The sequence below is a fragment of the Giesbergeria sp. genome (genome assembly GCF_028686475.1).
Lineage (GTDB): Bacteria > Pseudomonadota > Gammaproteobacteria > Burkholderiales > Burkholderiaceae_C > Simplicispira.
Genome location: NZ_JAQUCA010000019.1, coordinates 1 through 24,106 on the forward strand (window position 1 = coordinate 1; position 24,106 = coordinate 24,106).

Annotated in this window: 22 protein-coding genes and 1 pseudogene; 8 read left to right on the top strand and 15 right to left on the bottom strand. The window is 60.0% G+C overall.

Annotated features, from left to right (window positions below; genetic code table 11):
* Window positions 1–125 precede the first annotated feature (125 nt).
* Complete coding sequence (locus tag PHX60_RS11925; protein WP_300077889.1) at window positions 126–362, top strand: hypothetical protein; 237 nt, start codon at window positions 126–128, stop codon at window positions 360–362.
* Window positions 363–569: 207 nt separating this feature from the next.
* Window positions 570–1,343, top strand: coding sequence for a ferredoxin--NADP reductase (locus PHX60_RS11930; protein ID WP_300077892.1), 774 nt, complete (start codon window positions 570–572; stop codon window positions 1,341–1,343).
* 33 nt (window positions 1,344–1,376) lie between these two features.
* On the opposite strand, the gene corA is transcribed toward PHX60_RS11930, so the two are convergent.
* The 7 genes from corA to PHX60_RS11965 form a co-directional block, all read right to left on the bottom strand.
* Window positions 1,377–2,363, bottom strand: a complete 987-nt coding sequence (corA, locus tag PHX60_RS11935) for a magnesium/cobalt transporter CorA (RefSeq protein ID WP_300077895.1) — start codon at window positions 2,361–2,363, stop codon at window positions 1,377–1,379.
* A gap of 183 nt (window positions 2,364–2,546) precedes the next feature.
* Complete coding sequence (locus PHX60_RS11940; RefSeq protein ID WP_300077898.1) at window positions 2,547–3,320, bottom strand: hypothetical protein; 774 nt, start codon at window positions 3,318–3,320, stop codon at window positions 2,547–2,549.
* Window positions 3,317–3,823: a ribosomal protein S18-alanine N-acetyltransferase gene (gene rimI, locus PHX60_RS11945; RefSeq protein ID WP_300077901.1), complete on the bottom strand. Its 507-nt coding sequence runs from the start codon at window positions 3,821–3,823 to the stop codon at window positions 3,317–3,319. The genes PHX60_RS11940 and rimI overlap by 4 nt, the downstream gene beginning before the upstream one ends.
* Window positions 3,820–4,521, bottom strand: a complete 702-nt coding sequence (gene tsaB / locus PHX60_RS11950) for a tRNA (adenosine(37)-N6)-threonylcarbamoyltransferase complex dimerization subunit type 1 TsaB (RefSeq protein ID WP_300077904.1) — start codon at window positions 4,519–4,521, stop codon at window positions 3,820–3,822. The genes rimI and tsaB overlap by 4 nt, the downstream gene beginning before the upstream one ends.
* 156 nt (window positions 4,522–4,677) lie before the next feature.
* Window positions 4,678–6,111: an ammonium transporter gene (amt, locus tag PHX60_RS11955; RefSeq protein WP_300077907.1), complete on the bottom strand. Its 1,434-nt coding sequence runs from the start codon at window positions 6,109–6,111 to the stop codon at window positions 4,678–4,680.
* A 30-nt stretch (window positions 6,112–6,141) separates the two neighbouring features.
* Window positions 6,142–6,480: a P-II family nitrogen regulator gene (gene glnK / locus PHX60_RS11960; RefSeq protein ID WP_300077910.1), complete on the bottom strand. Its 339-nt coding sequence runs from the start codon at window positions 6,478–6,480 to the stop codon at window positions 6,142–6,144.
* Window positions 6,481–6,534: 54 nt separating this feature from the next.
* On the bottom strand, window positions 6,535–7,263 hold the full coding sequence (locus tag PHX60_RS11965) for a TorF family putative porin (RefSeq protein ID WP_300077913.1): 729 nt from the start codon (window positions 7,261–7,263) through the stop codon (window positions 6,535–6,537).
* A 203-nt stretch (window positions 7,264–7,466) separates the two neighbouring features.
* On the opposite strand from PHX60_RS11965, the gene PHX60_RS11970 reads away from it, so the two are divergent.
* From PHX60_RS11970 to PHX60_RS11980, 3 genes are all read left to right on the top strand, one after another.
* Window positions 7,467–9,005, top strand: coding sequence for a YifB family Mg chelatase-like AAA ATPase (locus tag PHX60_RS11970; protein ID WP_300077916.1), 1,539 nt, complete (start codon window positions 7,467–7,469; stop codon window positions 9,003–9,005).
* Window positions 9,006–9,097: 92 nt separating this feature from the next.
* Entirely contained in the window at window positions 9,098–11,569 is a 2,472-nt protein-coding gene (locus PHX60_RS11975) for an ATPase, T2SS/T4P/T4SS family (RefSeq protein ID WP_300077919.1), read from the top strand.
* 83 nt (window positions 11,570–11,652) lie between these two features.
* A complete protein-coding gene (locus tag PHX60_RS11980; RefSeq protein ID WP_300077922.1) occupies window positions 11,653–12,270 on the top strand; it encodes an ABC-type transport auxiliary lipoprotein family protein in 618 nt (205 codons plus the stop codon).
* Between the two features lie 9 nt (window positions 12,271–12,279).
* Here PHX60_RS11980 and PHX60_RS11985 read toward each other — a convergent pair whose 3' ends face one another.
* The 5 genes and pseudogenes from PHX60_RS11985 to PHX60_RS12005 form a co-directional block, all read right to left on the bottom strand.
* Complete coding sequence (locus PHX60_RS11985; protein WP_300077925.1) at window positions 12,280–13,686, bottom strand: aminopeptidase P N-terminal domain-containing protein; 1,407 nt, start codon at window positions 13,684–13,686, stop codon at window positions 12,280–12,282.
* A gap of 47 nt (window positions 13,687–13,733) precedes the next feature.
* The gene (locus PHX60_RS11990; protein ID WP_300078049.1) at window positions 13,734–14,501 is read right to left on the bottom strand and encodes a nucleotidyltransferase family protein; all 768 of its coding nucleotides are present in this window, start codon (window positions 14,499–14,501) and stop codon (window positions 13,734–13,736) included.
* Window positions 14,484–14,972: pseudogene (locus PHX60_RS11995) on the bottom strand (CinA family protein); the annotation flags it as partial. The gene PHX60_RS11990 and the pseudogene PHX60_RS11995, both read right to left, overlap by 18 nt.
* A complete protein-coding gene (locus PHX60_RS12000; RefSeq protein WP_300077928.1) occupies window positions 14,969–15,490 on the bottom strand; it encodes a phosphatidylglycerophosphatase A in 522 nt (173 codons plus the stop codon). The gene PHX60_RS12000 and the pseudogene PHX60_RS11995, both read right to left, overlap by 4 nt.
* 27 nt (window positions 15,491–15,517) lie before the next feature.
* Entirely contained in the window at window positions 15,518–17,212 is a 1,695-nt protein-coding gene (locus PHX60_RS12005; RefSeq protein WP_300077931.1) for a mucoidy inhibitor MuiA family protein, read from the bottom strand.
* A gap of 97 nt (window positions 17,213–17,309) precedes the next feature.
* Between PHX60_RS12005 and PHX60_RS12010 the strand changes: the two genes are divergently transcribed.
* Window positions 17,310–18,044, top strand: a complete 735-nt coding sequence (locus PHX60_RS12010; RefSeq protein ID WP_300077934.1) for an ABC transporter ATP-binding protein — start codon at window positions 17,310–17,312, stop codon at window positions 18,042–18,044.
* A 2-nt stretch (window positions 18,045–18,046) separates the two neighbouring features.
* Here the strand turns inward: PHX60_RS12010 and lplT are convergent, their stop codons facing one another.
* Complete coding sequence (gene lplT / locus PHX60_RS12015) at window positions 18,047–19,351, bottom strand: lysophospholipid transporter LplT (RefSeq protein WP_300077937.1); 1,305 nt, start codon at window positions 19,349–19,351, stop codon at window positions 18,047–18,049.
* A gap of 185 nt (window positions 19,352–19,536) precedes the next feature.
* Here lplT and alr point away from each other — a divergent pair, with 185 nt between their 5' ends.
* On the top strand, window positions 19,537–20,664 hold the full coding sequence (gene alr / locus PHX60_RS12020) for an alanine racemase (protein ID WP_300077940.1): 1,128 nt from the start codon (window positions 19,537–19,539) through the stop codon (window positions 20,662–20,664).
* 5 nt (window positions 20,665–20,669) lie between these two features.
* Here the strand turns inward: alr and PHX60_RS12025 are convergent, their stop codons facing one another.
* On the bottom strand, window positions 20,670–20,867 hold the full coding sequence (locus tag PHX60_RS12025) for a heavy-metal-associated domain-containing protein (RefSeq protein ID WP_300077942.1): 198 nt from the start codon (window positions 20,865–20,867) through the stop codon (window positions 20,670–20,672).
* Window positions 20,868–21,100: 233 nt separating this feature from the next.
* Here PHX60_RS12025 and PHX60_RS12030 point away from each other — a divergent pair, with 233 nt between their 5' ends.
* Window positions 21,101–22,117: a cytochrome-c peroxidase gene (locus tag PHX60_RS12030; protein ID WP_300077944.1), complete on the top strand. Its 1,017-nt coding sequence runs from the start codon at window positions 21,101–21,103 to the stop codon at window positions 22,115–22,117.
* A gap of 25 nt (window positions 22,118–22,142) precedes the next feature.
* Here PHX60_RS12030 and PHX60_RS12035 read toward each other — a convergent pair whose 3' ends face one another.
* Window positions 22,143–24,011 carry a methyl-accepting chemotaxis protein gene (locus tag PHX60_RS12035; RefSeq protein ID WP_300077947.1) on the bottom strand — a complete coding sequence of 623 codons (1,869 nt, stop codon included), beginning with the start codon at window positions 24,009–24,011 and terminating at the stop codon, window positions 22,143–22,145.
* Between the last annotated feature and the right edge of the window lie 95 nt (window positions 24,012–24,106).

Consider the following 24,106-nt stretch of genomic DNA (forward strand, 5'->3'; position numbering starts at 1 on the left):
ACTCATGGAGTGACCATTTTTTACAAGATTGTCACTTTTGCATGAACGACAGAGATAAACAATTTTTTCTTCAATCATTAAATTTCTTAAAATAATTAATCATTGGTAATTTTACCACTACCAAAATGACATTGGCAACGCGGTTAGAGCAATGGGCGGATGAGTCGGAGCAAAAGGGTTTAGAAAAAGGCCGCCAAGAAGGCCAAGCGCGTAGCTTGCAACGCTTGTTGGTGGCCCGCTTTGATCCTTTGGGTGCTGCTACGCTGGCCGATGTAGAGCAGGCCAACCTCCAGCAACTAGAGCTTTGGTTTGACCGTGCCATCACGGCGCGTAGCTTGCAGGAAGTGTTTGGGTTCCACTAAGCACCAGCAAATGCGGTGTGGTGCTTGAGAATAATTAGAATCTGACCCCCAAATCTGTGACCCCCAAATCCTCCCCAAATTTTTGTCTTGCTGGCCATGCTGGCTGTCGCTGGCATAAGCAGCTAACCTGTGGTGGGAAGCAACGTGGGAAAATGAACGGGTTTTCCCTGAAAAATGGGCCTCTGCTTCCTTACTTTTTTATCCACCATGAGCGCTTTTCTCGAAGAACGTGTGCTGTCGGTTCACCACTGGACAGACCGATTGTTTAGCTTCACCACCACCCGTGACACCGCATTGCGGTTCTCTAACGGCCACTTCACCATGATTGGCTTGCGCGTGGACGGCAAACCGCTGCTGCGTGCCTACTCGATTGCCAGCCCGAACTACGAGGAGCATCTGGAGTTTTTGTCGATTAAAGTAGAAGATGGCCCGCTGACGTCCAAGCTGCAACATATCCAAGTGGGTGACACCATCATCGTCGGCAAAAAGCCCACCGGCACCTTGCTGATTGACTACCTGCTGCCCGGCAAAAACCTGTATTTAATTGGCACCGGCACCGGCTTGGCGCCGTGGTTGGCCGTAGCGCGTGACCCCGAAACCTACGAGCGCTTTGACAAAGTAGTGGTGGTGCATGGCGTGCGCCAAGTGCAAGAGTTGGCCTACCAAGAGCTGTTTGAGAAAGAGCTGTTTGAGCATGAGTTCTTGGGCGAAATCGTTCAAGACAAGCTGATTTACTACCCCACCGTCACGCGCGAGCCATTCCGCAACCAAGGCCGCATCACCGATTTGATTAACCACGGTACCTTCCCGCAAAACATCGGGCTGCCCGCCCTCAACCCCGAGACCGACCGCGTGATGCTGTGCGGCAGCCCCGCCATGCTGGCCGACCTGAAAGAGATGATGGAGCAGCGCGGCTTTAAGGAAGGCAACACCACCACGCCGGGCGACTTTGTGATTGAGCGTGCCTTCGTCGAGAAATAAAGCGCCCTTGGCAAAACGCCTAGCGCAGTCGGTTTATTTGAGCCAGCCGCGTTTGCGAAAGTACCACATCGGCACCAAGGCGCTGGCTACCATCAGTGCCAGCGCGTAGGGGTAGCCCCATTTTTGCGAGAGTTCGGGCATGTACTGAAAGTTCATGCCATAGACGCTGGCAATCAAGGTGGGCGGCAGCAAGGCCACGCTGGCCACCGAGAACATTTTGATGATTTTGTTCTGGTTGATGTTGATGAAGCCGACCGTGGCATCCATCAAGAAGTTGATTTTGTCGAACAAAAACGCGGTGTGGCTGTCAAGCGAGTCAATGTCGCGCAAAATTTGCCGCGCATCTTCAAACTGCTCGGCATTGAGCATTTTGCTACGCATCATAAAACTGACGGCGCGGCGCGTGTCCATCACGTTGCGCCGAATGCGGCCATTCAAGTCTTCTTGCCGGGCGATGGCCGATAGCACTTCGCTGGCACGGGCATCCGTCACATTGCCCGAGAGCACTTGGCTGCTGACCTTCTCTAAATCGTCGTAGATGCCTTCTAGGGTGTCGGCAGAGTATTCGGCATCGGTATCAAACAGGCGCAACAATACTTCGCGTGCGTCTTCAATCAGGCCGGTGGCGCGGCGCGCGCGCAAGCGCAGCAGACGAAACACCGGAATATCCTCTTCGTGGATAGAAAACAGCACGCCCTTGCTACGCAAATCGGGGTTGATGAGGTTGAGGATAAAAGCCACGCGCACCGAGCGCGAGTCTTCCTCGTCATCAATCAAAAAGTCACTGCGGATGTGCAGCTCGCCGTTGTCTTCTTCGTAAAAACGGGCCGATTCTTCGATGTCTTCGTCCATCGCGTCTTCAGGGATGGACAGGCCGTAATGTTGTTTGACCCAGCGTTTTTCGTCCAAGGTGGGCGATTGCAAATCGACCCAAATGGGCTTGAAGTGCGATAGGTCTTCTAGGGCTTCGATTTCTTGCTGTACGAGGCGCCCATTGGCAAGCGTGAAAATATTGAGCATGGCTCGCTCCCAGGGATGGCAGGCTGGCGGGGGATGGCGGGGGGCGCTTTCAGCCCCGGCAGCTGGCCTGAGAGCTGAAAGCTACCGACTCGGGTAGGTTTCCATGAAAAATTTCGGCGAAGTAAAACTAAAACGCGGGAAAACCCGATTATGGCACTGCACTGTGTCGTGGGTATGACGGCGCTATGCTTGGCGGGCGGCTTGCACGAGGGCAAGGGCGCGGCATAAATCAGCCCAAGCAGCGGCTTTGTATTTGCCGTGGCGTAGCAGATAAGGGGCTTCGTAGGTCACGATGGCCGGATAGGGGCCGATGTGGTGTGGCAAGGCGCGCAGTTGGCCCAGTGGCTCTTGGCGATTGAGTACGGTACGGGCGGCCAAGCGCCCCATCAGCAGCACCATGCTGGGTTGTACCTGCTCTAGGTAGGCAGGCAACACCGATTGGGGTGGGGTTTGCAGGGCGCTGGTAAAACTGCTGTTCAACCCTACACCACAAAAGAATACCTGTGCTGGCGGCTGGTGCAGTTGCAGCGCTTGTAGCATGTTGTGCAGCAGGGTGCCCGCTTCGTCGGCCAGCAGCGGGTTGGTGTCTGGTTCGCCTTCGGCCACCAGCAACCAAACCGGCCCCTTGTTGGCGTTGTCGGTGCTGCTGGTGCTGCTGGTGTTTGGGTAAAGCCGTTGTGGTGGGTGCAGTACCGGCTGTGGCAATGCGTGCCCACTGTGGGGTTGGGGTACGGCGGCAGGCACGGGGGCCACCGTGGCGGGTGCTTGGGCTGTCGGTGGGCGCGCTGCTGCTACTGCCACTGCTGCCACTGCTGCGGTCCGTGGTGGTGTGCTGGCTACGGGTGCTGGCATCAGCGGCGCATGGTGGGTATGGCTGATGGCGGGGGCGGGCGACCACACTTGCACGCCCATTTCTTGCAGCATGGCACGTTGGCGGGCATCTAAATGCAGGCTCATAAAGGCACGCTCATGACGATGGCATCTTCGCGCATTCCATCGGCGGCGGGGTAGTAGCGTTTGCGCTCACCTACATGCCGAAAGCCGTAGCGCTCGTAAATTTGGCGCGCGCGCAAGTTGCTGACGCGCACTTCCAGCCACAGCCATTGGGCTTTTTGGCCGCGCGCCCACAGTGCCAGTGCATCCAGCAGCAAACGCGCCCAGCCTTGGCCTTGAAACTCTGGCGCTACGGTCAGGTTGAGCAGGTGGGCCTCATCCACGCCCGGCATCGCCACAAAATAGCCCAGCAGCTCAGGGCCACCTTTGAGCAGTTGAATTTGGTAGCCGCTGGCCAGCGCATCGGTAAAGTTGCCGCGTGTCCACGGATGCGAGTAGGCACGTTGCTCAATCGCCAATAGGGCGTCTAAATCGTTGATGCTTAAAGCTTGTAGGCGCACCTCGGGTTGAAAGACTGTGCCATTGCTATGGCTATCGGAGGCAAGGGGGGAGATTTGAGCGCTCATGGTTGTTGCAGGGCGGCCCGTTCGGCTTCGCGTTCGGCGGTGGTTTTGGCGACTTTGTCGCGCACATAGCGCGGTAGGGCTTGGTCTGCGGGCGCGGCCGCTCCGGCGGCCAGCAGGGCCGGGGCCAAACGCAGCAAAGCGCTGGCGCTGGGCCAAGCCTGCACATGCTGGGCATGTGCCGCCAAGCGTGAGCCATAGGCCGCTTGGGCATTGCCCGCCACCGTCCAGCCCTCGGGTACGGGTAGGGCTTCGGGGTAGCACAAACCAAAATCAGCTGGAGTCTGCCAGAGGCCGTCCTGCCATTGGTAGAGGCCGTGGTACACCTCGTTCATGCGGGCATCTAGGGTAGCCACGATGTGGGTACAGCCATGTTGCTGGCGGGCTTCTTCGGCCACGGCCATCAGGGTATCCACAGGCAAGACCGGCAGGCCACGCCCAGCACCTGCCCCCAAGGCCAGCCCTTGGGCAATGGCGCAAGCGGTCCGCAGGCCGGTAAAAGAGCCGGGGCCACGGCCAAACACGATGGCATCGAGTTGTTCTAAGGCCAATTCTGCCTGGGCCAGCAGTTGTTGGATGGCTGGAATCAGGGTGGCGGAAGATTGGGCCGCGCCGGGGCCACGGTAGTCCCACTGGGCTGGGCCACGCGCCACGGCGATGGAGAGGGTATCGGTGCTGGTGTCAAAGGCGAGCAGGTTCATAGGACTGCATTTTGACGTGCTGTCTGGCGGCCATAAAAAAACCCGCCGGCGGGGCGGGTAAAGTGGCCCATCACAGGCCAGAGGAGTCCGTCGCAAAACAGGGAAACAAGACCCCAGCGGTGGCACCACCAGACACCACCGCTGGGCCGGGGCGGCTTAGCGGGTGTAAGCCGTCTCGCCGTGCGAGGTGATGTCCAAGCCTTCGCGTTCGGCTTCTTCCGAGACCCGCAAGCCCACCAGCACATCAGCAATTTTGTAGGCGATGAACGACACCACAGCCGACCAGACGATGGTCAACAGTACGCCTTCCGTTTGCACCCACAGTTGGTGCCCCATCGAAAAGGTGTCGGGGGTCAGGCCACCGGTACCGCCTAAACTTTGTGCAGCAAATACGGCGGTGAGCAACGCACCAACGATGCCGCCCAAGCCGTGTACGCCAAACACATCAAAGGCATCATCCACACCCAGCAGGCGTTTCAGGCCACCCACACCCCAGACGCAAATGGGGGCAGCAATCAAACCCATGACGATGGCACCCATTGGGCCAACAAAGCCAGCCGCTGGCGTGATGCAGACCAAACCGGCCACCGCACCCGAGGCCGCACCCAGCATGGAGGCTTTGCCTTTGTGCAGGGCTTCGGTAGCCAACCAAGCCAAGGTAGCGGCCCCCGTGGCCAGCACGGTGTTGATAAAGGCCAGACCAGCAGCACCGTTGGCCGCACCAGCAGAGCCAGCGTTAAAACCAAACCAGCCTACCCACAGCAGGGAAGCGCCTACCATCGTCAATGTCAGGCTGTGCGGGGTCAGGGCTTCTCTGCCGTAGCCAATGCGCTTGCCGACCATGTAGGCACCGACCAAACCGGCAATACCCGCGTTGATATGCACCACGGTGCCACCCGCAAAGTCCAGTGCGCCATCTTTGGCCAAGAAACCACCGCCCCAGACCATGTGCGCCACGGGCAGGTAGCTGAAGGTAAACCACAGCACAGCAAAAATCAGTACGGCAGAGAATTTGATGCGCTCGGCAAAAGCACCCACGATCAGCGCTACCGTGATGGCGGCGAAAGTACCTTGGAAGGCGATGAACACATATTCAGGGATGGTGGGTAACAGGCCAGAGAGCGTGTCTGGGGCAATGCCCTTGAGGAACAGCTTATCTAGCGCACCAATGAACAGCCCATCGCCGGTAAAGGCCAGCGTGTAGCCATACAAAGGCCAGAGCACGCTGATCAAGGCAAAAATGACAAACACTTGGGCCAGCACCGACAGCATGTTTTTCGAGCGGGCCAAACCGCCATAAAACAGTGCCAAGCCGGGAATAATCATCAAAATCACCAACAGCGTCGAGGTCAACATCCAAGCGGTATCGCCGGAGTTGAGCGTGGGCGCTGGTGCAGCTGCTGGAGCAGCTTCGGGGGCCGCAGCGACTGCCGGGGCCGGTGCAGCAGGGGCCACAGCATCGGGCGCTGTTGCCGGGGCGGCCAGCACGGCGGCAGCAGACTCTGGGGCGGCAGGGGTTTGGGCCGTGGCGGGCAGGGTACTGGCCAGCAGGCCCACACCCAGCAAAACGGAGGCAAGAAGTTTTTTCATGGCGATCTCTCTCGCAAGGGTGGGGTGGCCTTAGAGGGCTTCGGGGCCGTTTTCGCCAGTGCGGATGCGTACCACCTGCTCCAGCGGCGAGACAAAAATTTTGCCGTCGCCAATTTTGCCGGTGCGCGCAGCGGTCTCGATGGCCTCAATCACGCGCTCGACCAAATCGTCGGCAATCGCGGCTTCGAGTTTCACTTTGGGCAAGAAGTCCACCACGTATTCCGCTCCCCGGTACAACTCGGTGTGGCCCTTTTGCCGACCAAAGCCCTTGACTTCGGTCACGGTGATGCCTTGCACGCCGATGTCGGAGAGTGCCTCGCGTACCTCGTCGAGCTTGAAGGGCTTGATGATGGCAGTTACCATTTTCATGATTCATTCCTCCAGAAAAAGGGGCACCACCAGTGCCCGCTGTGGGTTGTAGGCTTAGAGGGTTTTGGTCAGGGTCAGCAGCAAGCGCGACTTGTTCACATCACCAAAATAGGCTTTCTTGTTGGCCCCGACGATGGCGGCACTCAAGGACAAACCGCTGCCCAAATCGTAGGCACCGCCCACGCTGTAATCGACATAATTGGGTACGCCCAAATCTTTGATGTCGCTAGAGAAGCGGGTGTAACCCACTGCCGCCTTGAGCGTGACGCTGGGGGCCACTTCTTTGGCAAAGGCCAAGTTCAGGTAGCCGGTGTTGCGGCCCCGGCTGCCCGAGGTTTTGGCACCCGCCCAGCCAAAGTAATCTTTGGACACGGTATGCGAGTATTTGGCCGTCACGGGGCCGTAGGTGGCGGCACCGTAGAGTTCTAGCGTGTTGCCCACACTGTTGCCGGGGTACAAATAGGCCAAGGCCCCTACGTCCCAATCCAAGTCGGCAGCTTTGAATTTGTAGCCGCCATACACATCCATTTCTAGCGAGTTGCCATTGAGCCAGTCCACGCTAGAGTTCCAGTTGCCCACATACCAGCCCGACTCGCCAAAGGCGTAGTCAAAACCCCCTTGCAGCGCTGGCTTAACGTCCTTGCTGCGGCTGGCATCTTGGTCTTGACCACGAAACTTGTAGTTGCTGGTCAGGCTCAGGTTGCCCGTGACTTGGGCGCTGGCCAACAGGGGCAGCGCACAGGCCAAAGCGACACCAAGGGTTTTGAGGGATGCTGCAATCATGATTCGTCCTGTGGTAGTAGAGATAGTGGAATGGGTTTTGTAGGCTTTAAGCACAGAGCGTGCCAACTTTTCTAGCCCGCCTGCCTTTACAGTAGAGGCAGCGCTGGGTGCTTAGTGATGCACTGTTTTGGTGCATCGAGGGATGGATGGCTCTGGAGGGCCAGCATCTGGCCTTCTTGCACCTATCTGGGGAGAAAACACGAATGAGTCTTGCATTAGTGCAAAGTCGCGCCCTGTTGGGCTTACAGGCCCCGCCGGTGACGGTTGAGGTGCATTTGGCCAATGGCCTGCCCAGTTTTACGCTGGTGGGGCTGGCCGATGTAGAGGTCAAAGAGGCGCGCGAACGGGTGCGCTCGGCGCTGCAAAACGCGGGGTTGGAGTTTCCGCACAACAAGCGCATTACCGTCAATTTGGCCCCGGCAGATTTGCCCAAGGATTCAGGCCGCTTTGATTTGCCGATAGCGCTGGGTATTTTGGCTGCCAGTGGCCAAATTGATACTGCCCAGCTGGCGGGCTACGAGTTTGCCGGGGAGTTGTCTTTGTCCGGCCAGTTGCGCCCGGTGCGCGGTGCGCTGGCCACCAGTTTGGCACTGCACACCGGGCAGGTGCAGGCGCGGTTGGTGTTGCCGCCGGGCAGCGCCGAAGAGGCCGCCCTGGTGCCCGATGCACAGGTCTATCGGGCGCGCCATCTGTTGGATGTGGTGCGCCAGTTTTTGCCGCCGGGTGGTTTGTTGGACGCCGAACCCGCCCCAGACGAGGATGGCTGGGCGCGCATGAGCGCCCAAGCGGCACAAACAGCCGCCATTGGCGCTGATTTGGCCGATGTCAAAGGCCAAGCTGGGGCGCGGCGCGCGCTGGAAATTGCCGCTGCTGGTGGCCATAGCCTGTTGTTGCTGGGGCCGCCGGGTTCGGGTAAATCCATGTTGGCGCAACGCTTGGCGGGTATTTTGCCTGCCATGAGTGTCGATGAAGCCCTGCAAAGCGCCGCCGTAGCCAGCTTGGCCGGGCGCTTTGATTTGGCGCGCTGGGGTCAACGCCCCACTTGCAGCCCGCACCACACCGCCAGCGCCGTGGCCTTGGTGGGGGGCGGCTCGCCGCCGAGGCCGGGAGAAATCTCTTTGGCCGACCACGGGGTTTTATTCCTTGACGAGCTGCCCGAGTTTGCGCGCCCTGCCTTAGAGGCCCTGCGCGAACCACTAGAAAGCGGCCAAATTACCATTGCCCGTGCGGCGCAGCGGGCGCAGTTTCCGGCGCGCTTTCAACTCATTGCCGCCATGAACCCCTGCCCCTGTGGCTATTTGGGGGCCAGTCAGCGTGCCTGCCGTTGTACCCCGGACCAAATTGCCCGCTACCAAGGCAAACTCAGTGGCCCGCTGCTGGATCGCATTGATTTGCATATCGAAGTGCCCGCCCTGCCCGCCCAAGACCTACTGGGCACGCCCGCAGGCGAAGCCAGCGCACAAGTGCGTGTGCGCGTGGTAGAAGCGCGTCAGCGGGCTTTGCTACGCCAAGGCAAACCCAACCAAGGCTTGCAAGGACAAGCCATTGATGCCCATGTGCTGCTAGAGCCAGCAGCCGCGCAGTTTTTGCAACAAGCAGCGGCCCGATTGGGCTGGTCGGCGCGGGCGATGCACCGCGCTTTGCGCGTCGCGCGCACCATTGCCGATTTGGCTGGGGCCGAGCAAACCCAAGTGGGCCATGTGGCCGAGGCGATGCAATACCGACGCGGCTTGCACCGCTAAAGGCGATGGCAATTTTGCGGTAGTAGCGCCGCGCCGCCCTGTGCATACTGTGGTTTTCTGGCCCGATTATCTTCATAGGTTTTTGTCAAAATATGAATGCCGCCACCCCCTCTCCCGCTGAGCCAGTCGCTGCCGATGCAGCACCGATAGATTGGCCCTTACCCCCTGGTGGCGCTTATCTGCCCATGCCGGTCAGTCCGGAGGGCATGGATTGCCATATGCAGGCCATCAACGGACAAACACGCGCCCTGCTGTTGGTAGCGGTCAACCAAGCCGGACGGTTCTTTTTGGTGCAGCAGCCCCCCGCACGCACCACCATGACCCTGCGTTTTGCCATGATTCGCAGCCTGTGGCTGAGCCAAACCTTGCAAGCCGCGCCGGATGGTGCCGCTTCTGCACCCAAACAGCGTTTTTTGCTCACCTTGCGCCATGCTGACCCGGTGCAGGGCAGTACCGTTGGGCATATAGAAAACGGCATGGGGTTGTTTTTGTTTCAGCCCAAAGAAGGCAGCAGCGGCCTAGAGTGCATTTTTTACCCGCGCGAAGCCTACCAAAAACTAGAGTGGTTAGAAGCCCCTACGCCCACGCCAGAGGCAAAACCAGCAGCGCCAGCCGCCTCTGCGCCTACCGCCCCCGTAGCCACCGCAGAGCGCCACAGTGATGCCAACCTGAGCAATGTGTTGTCGCGCGCAGCGATTGTCGATCCAGAGCAACTGCTCAGCGCCCTAGAGCAGCAAGCACGGATGCCCGTGGTCCGCATCGGCGAGGCTTTAACCGCTTTGGGCTTGGTCACGCGCCAGCAGTTGGCCGAGGTGCTAGAAAAGCAAAAGCTAGAACGGGGTGCCCCTTTGGGCGAAATGCTGGTGCAAAGCGGCCAAATCTCGCGCGCAGACTTGCAAACCGCCTTGGTACGCAAAATGGGCTACCCGGTGGTGGATGTGCTGCGCTTTCAGATTCAGCCCGAGGCCCTGAAAAAAGTTCCGTTTGCGATGGCGCAGCGCCTGCATGTGCTGCCGCTGTTGTTGCGTCCGGGCTTGTTGGTGGTGGCGGCAGAAGACCCGTCTTTGCGTTCTACCATTGATGCGCTGGAGTTTTTAACCCAATCGCGCGTGTTAGCGGCCTTGGCCAGTGCGGCCCAATTGGCCGATTTAATCCAGCCCAGTTATGCCCATGCAGGCTTGAGTACGGCGGCCAGCCCGGCCATTGGTGGTCGGCCGCAAGAACAAGCCGCCCCGGCTTCGGCCAGCGAGTTGCGCGCCTCTTTAGAGCAAGACAGCAGCCAAGAAGAAGCCGCAGACACTGGCCCCATCATTAGCCAAACCGATAACTCCTTGGTGCGCCTGATTAACACCATGATTATCGACGCGCAAAAACAAGGGGTCTCGGACATCCACGTCGAGACGTATCCAAGCAAGCGCAAAATCCGCATTCGCTTTCGGCGCGATGGCGTGTTGGCCCCCTATATGGAGCTGCCCCACACCTACCGTTCGGCCTTGGTGGCGCGTATCAAAATTATGTGCGAGTTGGACATCTCGGAGCGGCGCAAGCCCCAAGATGGCAAAATCAATTTCAGCAAGTTTGCCAGTGGGCACCATTTAGAACTGCGCGTGGCCACCATCCCGACGCAAGATGGGGCCGAAGACGTGGTACTGCGCCTGTTGTCGTCGGCCAAGCCGGTCAGTTTGGCGGCACTGAACCTCTCGCCCCACAACCAGCGCCAGCTGACCGATGCGGTAGAGCGTCCCTATGGCATGGTGTTGTGCGTCGGGCCGACGGGTTCGGGCAAAACCACCACGCTGCACTCGGTGCTGCAGCACCTCAATACCCCCGAGCGCAAAATTTGGACCGCCGAGGACCCAGTAGAAATCACCAACCCCGATTTGCGCCAAGTGCAAGTCAACCCGAAAATAGATTGGACGTTTGCCAAAGCGCTGCGCTCGTTTTTGCGTGCCGACCCCGACATCATCATGGTGGGTGAAATCCGCGACCAAGAAACCGCGCACATGGCGATTGAGGCTTCGCTCACGGGCCACTTGGTGCTTAGCACCCTGCACACCAACAGTGCGCCCGAAACCATTATTCGGCTGCTGGACATGGGCATGGACCCGTTTAACTTTGCTGATTCCTTGTTGGCCGTGTTGGCGCAACGGCTGGCCCGCCAGTGGTGCAAGCACTGTAAACGCACCGAGGTGGCTGATGAAAACTACATCCAAGTGCTGTTGCATGAGTACCTGCGCCCGTTCCCCGAGGCATTGCGCCCTAGCCCGCAAGCACAGCGGGCGCAGTGGCTGCAACAGTATGGCCAAGGCGGCCAGTTGCTACGCACCCACGCTCCCGGTTGCAGCCATTGTCACCAAAGCGGCCTGAGCGGGCGGCTGGGCTTGCATGAGTTGCTGCGCGTAGTGCCCCCAGTGCGCTTGTGCATCCAACAGCGCGCACGTCCCGAGGAAATCCAGCAAGCAGCGATGCAGCACAGCCATTTTCGTACCCTGCGCCAAGATGGCATCGACAAGGTACTGGTTGGCCTGACCAGCTTAGAAGAGGTGCGCGCACAGTGCAACTAAGTCGGCCACACGGGCTGCCAGAGGCTGCCAGAGGTGCCAGCTTGGTACACAATGTCCCGATGATGTACAAAAATCTTGCTGTAATGGGCAGCTTGCTCCTGCTGGTGGGCTGTGCAGCGGTGCCGCAAGCGCCTGCCCGGCCGGTGCTTTACGATTTTGGCCCCGGCTGGATGGACACCTTGCCCGCCAGTACGCTGGCCCCCTTGTCACCAGTGGTGTTGGCCGATGTGCAGGGCGCAGGTCAGGCCGATGCCAGCACCGCTGTGCAGTACCGTTTGGCCTACGACAATGCCCGCCAACTGCGCGCTTACCAGCTGGCGCGTTGGAACCAGCCCCCGGCGCAGTTGCTAGAGCAAGCGTTGCGTAGCACTTTGGGCCAGCGTCGGGCGGTATTGCGCGGCACCGATGCCAGAGCCGCCGCCCCCGGTGCCACCGGCGTGCGTCCGGCGGTGTTGCGTGTGCAGCTAGAAGAGTTTAGCCAGGTGTTCACCAGCACCACCGACAGCGTGGGATTGGTGCGTGTGCGCGCTACGGTGGTGGTGCCCAGCACCAGCGGAGAGCAGCTGTTGGGCCAGCGGGTTTTTACCACGCAGCAGCCCGCAGCCAGCGCCGATGCCGCCGGTGGCACGCACGCTTTGGCAGAAGCGGCCAGTGTGGTGGTGCAAGACGTGGCCCAATGGCTGCAAGAGGTGCAGCGCTAAGGCTTGGCTTTAGTCGCGCATCAGGGCTTCAATCTCATCGGCCTTGACTGGCACGCCCCGGGTGATGAGTTCGCAGCCTGTTTCCGTCACGATGGCATCGTCTTCGATGCGGATGCCGATGTGGTGGAACTGCTCGGGCACGCCGGGCGCGGGGCGCACATACAAGCCCGGTTCAATCGTCAGTACCATGCCGGGGCGCAGAATGCGGCTGGGGCGCTCTTGCACCGTTTGGCCGCTGAGGGGGTCTAGGCGCTCGGTGGTATGTTGGCTTTCGGACGGTTCTACATAGCTGCCGCAATCATGGACATCCATCCCTAACCAATGGCTGGTGCGGTGCATGTAGAACGGGAAGTAGGCGCGCTGCTCCATCACATCTTGCACGTTGCCGACTTGCTTGGCATCGAGCAGGCCCAAATCTAACAAGCCTTGCGACAGTACCGCCACCGTGGCTTGGTGTGGGTCATTGAAGCGTGCTCCGGCGCGCGTGGCATCAATCGCCGCTTGTTGGCTTGCCAGTACCAGGTCGTACAGCGCCCGTTGTGGCCCGCTAAAGCGCCCATTGGCTGGAAAGGTGCGCGTGATGTCGCTGGCGTAGCCGTCAAGCTCACAGCCCGCATCAATCAGCACCAAATCGCCAGCGTGGATGCGTGCGGTATCGGCGCGGTAGTGCAAGACGCAGGCATTGGCCCCCCCAGCGACGATGGAGCTGTAAGCTGGGTATTGCGAGCCATGTTGGCGGAATTCGTGCAGCAGTTCGGCATCCAGATGGTATTCGCGCAGTTCTTGCCCGGCACGCAGGGTGGTTGCACTGCGGCGCATGGCGCGGATATGCGCTTGGGCGCTGATGCGCCCGGCGCGGCGCATCACGGCCAACTCGTAGTCGTCTTTGAGCAGGCGCATTTCGTCCAGCAGGGCGCACAGGTCGCGTTGCCCGTCTGGGCACAAAGCCCCTTGGCGCGCCCTGCCACGCACGCTGCCCAACCAAGCCGCTACCCGGCTTTCTAGCCCGGTATGGGTGGCAAACGGATACCAAACGGTGCTACGGTTTTCAAGCAGGCGCGGCAGGCGCTGGTCTAACTCGGCCACAGAAAACGCCGCGTCCACGCCCAAAGCTGCCGGTGCAGCCTCGGGGCCGAGGCGGTAGCCATCCCAGATTTCACGCTCTAGGTCTTTGGGTTGGCAAAACAGCGTGCTGTGGCCGTTGGCATCAATGAGCAGCCAGGCCTGGGGTTCGGTAAAGCCGCACAGGTAATGGAAGTAGCTGTCAAAGCGGAACAGAAATTCGCTATCGCGGTTGCGTGCGTATTCTGGTGCCGTGGGGATAATGGCAATGCCATCGGGGCCGAGTTGGGCCGCCAAGCGTGCGCGACGCTGGGCATACAAAGCAGAAGGGGCGGGGCTGAGAGGTGCATCCATAGCTGGATTTTCACCTAGCCGGGGTTTTTTTGCCGATGTGGGGTGGCTCAAGGCGCTGGCTTGGCGTTCAACTGTGCCAGCCGTTCGGGCGTGCCCACATCGGTCCACGCTCCGTGGTAGAGCGAGGCCCCCACGCGCCCAGCATCCATCGCCCGGCGTAGCACCGGGGCCAGTGGTGCCGCGATGCCCTGCGGGTTGCTTGCTGGAATATCGCACCACGGCGGTGCAAACAGCTCCGCACGCAATAGGGCAATGGTGCTGTAGGTGTAGCGTGGTGCAGGGTCGGCCTCGGGCAGGTTCAGGGCGCGGCCCTCGGGCGATAAACCAAAATCCCCTTGGGGGTTGTGTGCCGGATTGGGCACCAGCCACAGGTGCGCCAAATCATCGCTGGCAGTAAAGGCTTGCACCGCCTCGGGTGCAAAACCAAAGCCGGGCACAAACACATCGCCCGCCACCAGCCAAAAAATGTCGCCCAGTTGCGGCAGGGCACGGGCAATGCCGCCAGCGGTTTCTAGCGCTCGGCCAAAATCTTGTTGTTCGCGCGAGTAGCTCAGTGCCAGCGGGTGCCCGGTGTTGCAACACTCGAACACATCGCCAAAGTAGTGGTGGATTTGTTCGCCCAGCCAAGCGGTGTTGATGGTGGCTCGTGTTACGCCTGCCTGTGCCAGTGCTTGTAAATGCCATTGCAACAGGGGTTGGCCTTGCACGGCCAGCAAAGGCTTGGGGGTGTGGTCGGTCAGGGGGCGCATACGCTCGCCCCGGCCTGCAGCCAGTATCAGGGCAGGAACGGTTAGTGTCGCTAGCAACACCAGCAAATGCTCCACAGCATAGGCCACGGTGGCGGCGCGTACCTGTTGCCGGTCGCCCGCAAAGTGTTGGCATTGGCTGTAGGTGCGCCCGCCTACGCACCAAGCCAACCAAACCGTGCCTACAGGTTTGTCGGCACTGCCCCCACTGGGGCCAGCCACCCCCGTGACAGCAATGCTTACTTGGGCCGCAGAATGTGCCAAGGCGCCTTCGGCCATCGCACGGGCTACGGCTTCGCTTACGGCCCCATGTTGCGCTATCAGTGCTGCGGGTACGCCCAGCAATTCGGTTTTGGCGGCGTTGGAGTAACTGACAAAGCCGCGTTCAAACCACAGGCTAGAGCCTGCCTGCTCGGTGCAAGCAGCGGCTATCAGGCCGCCAGTGCAGCTTTCTGCGGTGGCCAGCATCCAGCCACGGGTTTGTAATGTGCTTGCCAGCGTTGTCAGCAGAGTTGGGAGGTCTTGTGAGGTGTGCGTCATGAGAAAAAGCGCCACAGGGCAATCACCAGCAGCGTGCAAAACGCCGCCACCAAATCATCGAACAAAATACCCCAGCCGCCGCGCCAACCAAACCCTTTGAACAAGCTATCGGCCCAAGCCACCGGGCCGGGTTTGACGGCATCAAAAAAGCGAAATAGCACAAAGGCGCTGAACTGGCCCCAGAAACCCATTGGCATGGCCAGCCAGAGGATGAGCCAAAAGGCGACAACCTCGTCCCAAACAATAGCCCCCGGATCGGCCACGCGCAAAGCACGCGCCGTGACGGTGCAAGCCCACCAGCCGCCCAGAAGAGAAAAGCCTATCAGCAGCCCCATGCGCCAAGGGTCTAGCCAGTGCTGCAACAGCAAAAAGGCCAGCCAAGCCCACGCCGTGCCCACCGTGCCGGGGGCTGTACGTGCCAGCCCGGCCCCACAACCCAACGCGATGAAGTGGGCTGGATGCACCAGCAAAAAGCGCAGAGTTAGGGGGACGGGTGGGGCATCGTAGTGGACAGGCATGGGCGTAGCGATGGGGCGGGCTGGGTGTTAATGGCGTTCTAGCAGCTCTAGCTCTTGGTGGTGGCGGATGGTGTGTTCGGCACTGAAGCTGGCGCTGGCCCCAGCGGCCAGGGGTTGTTGCCAAACGATGGTGCCCGGCTGACCGTTCCAAGCTGTGCTGTGCGGTGCGGGCTGGTAGTGGGATTCGACCTCGATTTTCTCATGCCGCGATACCGGGGCGGCGTGCAGCACTTGCAAGGTGATGGGACTGCTGTGGCGGTTGTCGATGTGGTAGCTGCGCCGGGTGCGGCGCTCGGTGCGGCTGCCGGTCAGGCCGGTGCTGCTGGTCATTTGCTCCGGGGCGCTGGCGCGTACTTGCACCAGTTCATCACGACCAAACCACAGGCTGCTGCCTTGGGCGTTGCTGTCGGTGTTGGCGGCAAAGTCTAGGCGTCCATTGCCAACAAAAGCACCATCGCGGTACAAGCCGACCGGGCCAGCAGGCCAAACACCGGGCGGCGTTTGTAACTGGGCGACCAAATAAGCGGCTTCTTCTTCTGCAGGCGCGATGCGGGTGAACAATTGTGCGTTGGTCTGTTGGCTGCCCAACGCCAGCGTGACGCGCTGGCCGCTAGAGGGCACACTGATGCGCTGGGGCACGGCAAACTCGGTGGCAAAGCCTTTGTTCAATACGCTCACGTCAAACGATGGCATTTCTTCTTCCAACACCAAGGCGCGGGTTTTGGCGGCCATGTTCTCGCGCATGGCTGGAGCCGGTGCTGGGGCCATCATCATGGCGGCGGCAGGGGCGGCTGGTCTGGGGGGTGGGGCCACATCCAGCGTCCACGGGCGGGGCAAGCGCCCTTGGGTGGCACGCCCCGGTTGGCCGGTGGATAACGTCAGTTGCACGTTGTTCCAATCTTCGCCGCTGGATTGGGCCACCAAGGCCAAGCGCTCTAGTTGCACGCTGGCCTTATCGGCTTGCAGCGTAGCGCGGTAGCTGGGCTGCCAACTGGGGCCACGCACTTGGTAAGACAAGCGCAGTGCTGCCTCTTGCGCGGTGGCTAAATTGACCGTCACCGATACCACCTGCGCCTGCTGGCTGGCGACGCGGCTTTGCTCGGTTTGCAGGGGTTTCAGGGCCAACTCCAGCGCCTGCTGGCGGCGCTCCAATTGGTGCTGGCGCTGCTGCGCGTTTTGTGAGGATTGGCGCAGTGCCTCGGCGGTGGCGGTAATTTGCGCCGCACTGGCCGGGGCTAGGCGCGCCTCGGCCTTGCTTGGCTCTGGGGTGCCGGGGGCAGCCCCAGCGACGTTGCCTAAATAGCGTTGTGCCAGTTGCAGCGCCTCTTGCTCGGCCTTTACTTGGGCGATTTGGTCTTCTAAGCTGCGAATTTGGCCCTCTAGGGGGCTGGCGCATTCTGGCGTGACATCGCGGTCTTTGGTCTCGATGTGGAACTCGCCCACGCGCACCGCCGCATCGGCTTGCACTTGCAAACTGGCGCTATCGAGCGATGCTGGCAGGCAGCCAAAGGTAAAACTGCGCGCTCCAGCGGCCACGCGCGCTACCCGTTCTACCGTGGCACTGCCCGGATAGACTGTCACTTGGGCAATGCGCGAGCTGGTACCAGCGCTGTCTGTGGTGGCCGCTGGCGTGGTGGCTGCATAGCCCGCGTGGCAGGCCGTGGCGGCCAGCAATGCCGCCGCAAAGGGACGAGGCCCAAAAAAAGCCAATGGTGGGTTCAAGGAAGCCTCCTGAAAGTTTGCGCTTAGTTTGCGCTTCAACAGGTGTATATCATTTTTTCATCGGCAAATATCCGCCGCTGCCCAGAAAGTACACACCGTGCCCCCTTCTTCCCCCGCCTCCGCCAAGCCCCCTCTGATTGCACTGGAAGGCGTGACCAAGCGCTACCACATCGGCCAACCCAGCGAGTCCGAGGTGCTGCATGGCTTGGATTTACACGTACAGCGCGGCGAGTTTATTGCCCTGATTGGCCCCTCGGGTTCGGGCAAAAGTACGCTGCTCAATATTTTGGGGCTGCTCGAACCCCTGACCAGCGGCAGCTACCAATTGGCCGGCGAGGCGGTGCAGGGCCTCAGTGATGCCGAACTGACGCTGCGCCGTCGCCGCTTGTTGGGCTTTGTGTTCCAGTTTCACCACCTGTTGCCCGCGTTTTCGGCGCTGGAAAATGTGACCCTGCCCGCGCTGATGGCCCAAGGCCATGTGAGCGCCCACGAAGCAGCCCGCGCGCGCGAATTGCTGACGGCGGTAGGCTTGGGCCATGTCCTGCACAAGCGCCCCAATGAGCTATCGGGTGGGATGCAGCAGCGCGTGGCGATTGCCCGCGCCCTGATTATGGAGCCGCCCCTGGTGCTGGCCGATGAGCCTACGGGCAACCTGGATACCGCCTCTTCTAGTGAAGTGTTTGCCCTGCTGCGGCGCATCCACGCCGAGCGCGGCACCACCTTTATGGTCGTGACCCACGACCCCCGGCTGGCGGCACGTTGTGACCGGCAAGTCGAGCTGGTTGATGGCCGTATTGCCAGCGATGGCTTGCCCACAACGGCAGCATCTTAGTTTTAGTGGTGCGCGTCGTGGCGCGCAAGGTGCAGCAGGTACTCCACCTCTTTGCTGTGGTGCTTGCAGTTGTGGCAATGCCAACGCTGAATTAGCCACATGGTGCCCGCCACCACCACGCCAAACACGCTAATCGCCCCAAAGGCCGACAAGCCCAGCTTGGTGGACAGTGCATACAGGCCACCCAGGCCCAAAATGCAGGCTTGCTCATTGAAGTTTTGCACCGCAATCGAGCGCCCCGAACCCATTAAATTATGCCCCCGGTGTTGCAACAGCGCATTCATGGGCACCACCAAAAAACCGCCCAAACCGCCCAGCACTATCAAAAACGGTACCGCCAGCCAAAGGGTGTCGATAAAGTTCATCAAAATCACCAATACGCCCATCACCATGCCCAGCGGAATCACGCGCGTGGCACCATCCAAACGCATCCGCGCCGAGGCCAACACGGCCCCGGCTGCCGTGCCAATCGCCACCACCCCCACCAGCGCCGAGGCCGACGTGGTGCTATATCCCAAAGCGGCCCCTGCCCACGCCAACACGATATAGCGCAAATTGCCCGAAACCCCCCAAAACAGCGTGGTAGTGGCCAAAGAAATTTGCCCCAGCCGGTCATGCCACAAACGGCGGTTGCAGCGCCAAAAATCGGGCAGCAGCGCCAGCGTGCTGCCAAGCGCGCTGTGTTGCGGGTCATGGCGCAAGGGGCGCATCTCGACCCCCGTGAGCGGAATACGGGTGTTAAACCAAGCGGCCACCACGTACAGGCTGATGAGGGTAGCAATGGCCGCTTGCGCCCCAGTCTCAATGCCAAGATGGAGGCCGGGCACATCAATAGCCAGCAGCAGCGGTGCCAACACTGGCCCGACCAACTGCCCACCCAATAACACGCCCAAAATAATCGAGGCAATCGTCAAGCCCTCAATCCAGCCATTGGCCTTGACCAATTGCGATGCCGGTAGCAACTCGGTCAGGATGCCGTACTTGGCCGGAGAATAAGCCGCCGCGCCCAAGCCGACTACGGCATAAGCCAACAAAGGGTGCGAGCCAAACAGCATCATCAAACAACCCGCCACCTTGATGGCATTGCTGATAAACATCACCCGCCCTTTGGGAAACGCATCGGCAAACGCTCCCACCACAGGGGCCAGCACGACATAAAACAGGGCAAACATAGGCACCAAGGCGGCCCGTTGCCATTCGGGCGCGCCGCCAGTGCGTAACAATTCAACCGCCGCCACAAACAAGGCATTGTCGGCCAGCGAGCTAAAAAACTGCGCCGACATGATGGTGTAGAAACCGCGCTTCATTAATTAAAAGGCCATAACAAGGGGGGATGCTGGGGCACTGGCAGGCAAGGGAGTCCAGCACAAAGACAAAAAAGACAGGCCAAGAGAGACGCTGGCGGCAAGCGCAACCCAAGATGGGCGGTTATATCACGCAAGCGCTGGTGTAGCAGTGCCAAAATCCTACACATATTCCCTCAGTGCCTGCCATGCCGCGCCCTATCCACGCCACCATCCATACCTCTGCCCTACAACACAATTTGGCCCGCCTGCGCGTTGCGGGTGCCGATGCCCGCCTGTGGGCAGTGGTCAAAGCCAATGCCTACGGCCACGGCATTGAGCGCGTTTTTGACGGCCTGCGCGCTGCCGATGGCTTTGCGCTGCTGGATTTGGACGAAGCCGCGCGCGTGCGCCAACTGGGCTGGCGCGGCCCCATTTTGCTGCTCGAAGGCGTGTTTGAAGCGCGCGATTTGGAACTGTGTTCGCGCTTGGGGCTGTGGCACACCATCCACTGCGAGGCCCAAATTGACTGGCTGGCCGCGCACAAAACCCAAGTGCCACACCGGGTCTTCTTAAAAATGAACTCGGGCATGAACCGCCTAGGGTTTACGCCACAGCGTTTTCGCAGTGCGTGGGCGCGCCTCAACGCGCTGCCGCAGGTAGAAGAAATCTCCTTCATGACGCACTTTAGCGATGCCGATGGCCCACGCGGTATTGCCCACCAACTGGCCGCCTTTGCCAGCGCCACCCAAGACCTGCCCGGTGAATGCACTTTGGGCAACAGTGCCGCCACCTTGCGCCATAGCCAGAATGTGCAAGCGCGCGGCGATTGGTTGCGTGAAGGTATCGCTCTGTATGGCAGCTCGCCCGACCACCCCGAACACCGCGCCAGCGACTGGGATTTACAACCCGCCATGACTTTAAGCACTCGCCTGATTGGCCTGCAAGCGTTACAAGCGGGCGATAGCGTGGGCTATGGCTCTTGCTTTACCGCTGCTGGCCCTGTGCAGCTGGGCGTGGCCGCCTGTGGTTATGCCGACGGTTACCCACGCCACGCCCCCACGGGCACACCCGTGCTGGTGAATGGCATTCGTACCCAGCTGCTGGGGCGGGTCAGTATGGACATGATCACGGTTGATTTGAACCCAGTGCTGGCCGCTGGCCTGCCGGCCGGCTTGGGCAGCGAAGTCACCCTGTGGGGACGCGCCAGCACCGGCACCGTGTTGCCCATTGACGAAGTAGCCCACGCAGCGGGCACCGTAGGCTATGAGCTGATGTGTGCGCTGGCCACCCGAGTGCCTGTAACGCTAGAGCCAGCGGATGGCTTGGGTTTTTGAGTGGCTCAAGCGGCGACGCGGTAACCTTCTTCGGTGATGGCTGCGGCCAGTGCCTCGCGCGGCTGCTGACTGTCCACCTCAACCCGGTTTTGCGCCCGGTCAATGCGGACTTGGGCTTGTGGATCGACGGTTTGCAGCGCCTCGATGACGGCGCGTTCGCAATGGCCACAGGTCATGCCGTGGACTTCCAATTGGTGCTGCATGGTACTCTTTCGGGGTGAAATAAGAAACGCACAAAAGTGCAAAAACTGGCCCGATGATAAAGCTGGCGCAGCTTAAAACAGCAGGTTCAAACCACCTTGGTAAGTAGGCCTGCTGTGCGCGTGGGGCCGGAGGCTTGAGCGCGATAGCTTTTGTCTTTGCGTTGTATCAAATAGTCAACGGTTTTTGCCCCCACAATGTGCCAATCGACTCGATTCGCACGGAGGACTGCTTAATGACACAACATTCTATTTTTCGCACCATCCTGACAGGGGTAGCATTCGCTGCCCTGCTGGCCGCCGGTGCCGTACAGGCCAAAGAGCTTGACCCAGAGTCAATACAGCCCGTGCCAGCGGCCAAAGTCACCCATCCGGCCAAGGTGGAGCTGGGCAAAAAGCTGTTTTTTGACCCACGCCTGTCGCGCTCGGGTTTTATTTCGTGCAACTCCTGCCACAACCTGAGCATGGGCGGTTCCGACAATATCAAAACCTCGATTGGCGACAAATGGCAAAAAGGCCCGATTAACTCGCCCACGGTACTCAACTCTAGCCTCAATTTGGCCCAATTTTGGGATGGCCGCGCCAAAGACCTGCGTGAGCAAGCCGGTGGCCCGATTGCCAACCCCGGTGAAATGGCCTTCACGCACGATTTGGCTGTCGATATGCTGCGCTCTATTCCCGAGTATGTAGCCGAGTTCAAAAAGGTATTTGGCAACGACAAACTCAGCATTGACGAGGTCACGCTGGCCATTGCGGCCTTCGAAGAAACGCTGGTCACCCCCGATGCGCGTTTTGACCAATGGCTCAAGGGCAACAAAAAGGCCCTCAATGCCCAAGAACTGCGCGGTTACCAAACCTTTAAGAACAGCGGCTGCGTCGCCTGCCACAACGGCGTGAACGTGGGCGGCAATTCGTTCCAAAAAATGGGCATTGTCGAACCCTACCAAACCGACAACCCCGCCGAAGGGCGCGCAGGCGTAACCGGCAAAGATGCCGACCGTTTCAACTTCAAGGTGCCTACGCTACGCAATGTGGCCCTGACCTATCCGTATTTTCACGATGGGGCCGCCAACACCTTGAGCGAAGCGGTGGACACGATGGGGCGCTTGCAACTGGGGCGCAGATTCACCCCCAACGAAAACGCCGACATTGTGGCCTTCCTCAAAACCCTGACCGGCAAGCAGCCCCAAATCACCTTGCCTATCTTGCCGCCTTCTAGCGACCAAACCAAGCGTCCACAACCGTTTGAATGATTTGGCCGCCGGTTTGGGTGGCCGGTCAGCGCAAGCGCCGCGTTGGCGCTGTTTGCATGGCAGCAGACGCAGACGGTTGATGCGACAGTCTGAAGCCCGCCACCACATCCGCCAGCTGGCTGGCTTGTTGCTGTAGCGACTGCGCTGCCGCTGCCGCTTGCTCGACCAAGGCCGCATTTTGCTGCGTGCTTTGGTCCATTAGCGCCACGGACTGGCCTACGCCAGCAATGCCGCTGCTCTGCGCTTGGCTGGCGGCACTGATTTCCGCCACGATAGCACTGACGCGGCGGATGCTATCGACCACCTTTTCCATCGTGATGCCGGCATCGTGTACCAGTTGACTGCCTGCATTCACTTGGGTGACTGAATCGTCAATCAAGGTCTTGATTTCTTTGGCGGCCGTGGCACTGCGCTGTGCCAGGGTGCGTACTTCGGCAGCGACAACGGCAAAGCCGCGCCCTTGCTCGCCTGCGCGGGCGGCCTCTACGGCAGCATTGAGTGCCAAGATATTGGTTTGGAAAGCAATGCCGTCAATCACGCTGATGATGTCCACAATTTTGCGCGATGCGGTGTCAATGCCGCCCATTGTCTGCACCACCTGTCCGACCACCTGTCCACCGTGGACAGCAATTTGCGAAGCTTCACTGGCCAGTTGATTGGCTTGGCGGGCATTTTCGGCGTTTTGCTGCACAGTGCTGGTTAAATTTTCCATCGCGCTGGCGGTTTGCTGCAAGGAGCTGGCTTGCTGCTCGGTGCGAATAGACAAATCTTGGTTGCCATTGGCGATTTCGTGCGAGGCCATACGCACCTCATCAGACGAGGCCCGAATCTGCTGCAACACCGAGGCCATCTTATCGACAAACTGGTTGAAGGCTGTGGCAATTTGTGTCAGTTCATCGTTGCCGTTATCGGCGATGCGCCGGGTCAGGTCCCCTTCACCGCTGGCGATGTCTTGCAGGGCATCACGCACGCGCGTCAGGCGGTGCAGTTGGCTACCCAGCACGGTTTTGATGGCCACGATGGCGGTCAGTATGCACAGCACGGCGATGATGCTTGCCAACTGCAATTGCTGGTGCAGTGGCTGCATGGCTTCGTTGTAATCCACGCCAATCGCCAACAGCCAAGGGGTACCTTCCACTTTGGCCGCATACAGCAGGTGTTCGGCCCCTTGGATGGCAACCGTGGTATGGCTATTTTGGCTGCTCAGTTGCTGGAGTAGCGCGGTGCTAAGGCTAGGCGCAAGGGTCGATACCGGCTTGAGTACCAAATCAGCCTTGGGGTAGGCCAAAATGTTGCCATCGTCATTGATTAAGAAGGCAAAACTCTTCTTGGTGGGCTGAATGCTGGCGACGGTGCGGTTGATGCTGTCAATCGTCATGTTGGAGCCTACCACCGCAATCACTTGCCCGTTGTGCGTGACTGGCTCGGCAAAGGCAAAAGTGAGCTTTTTGTAAATCATGTCGATGTAGGGCGCGGTCAGGATAGAGCCGCCCGTAGCCACCGCCTGCTTGTACCAAGGGCGCTGGGTACCATCAAAATCGGCAGGCATATCACGGATGAAGGCAAAGCGTTTGTCGGTATAAACAAAAAATGCGCCATCGAGGCCACCAGCTGCTTTAATCACCTTGAGCATCGGGATGGGGTCTGGTACCGGAGCCTCTGGCGCTGCGGTGCTTACAGCCGCCTTGATGGCGCTGGTGGCCTTGCGCTTGTCTTGGACCAAGGCAGCCAACTCGGCGGCGTGTAGCTTGGTGAGTTCTCCCATGCGTTGGTCTTGGGCCTCCAGCAGGTGAGCGTACACCATCCACAGCGTTGCACCCGTGAGCACCAACAAAGAAATGGCCGTGATGGCAATACTAAAAAGCGTCAGGCGTGTACGCAGGCTGCTAATCATGAAAAAAGTCCCCTGAAAATTATTAATTTTTAGATGACATTGTGCCCGACAGGGACATAGGGCAAGCCCGCAGCGCGGGGCTGCCACAGCACCTA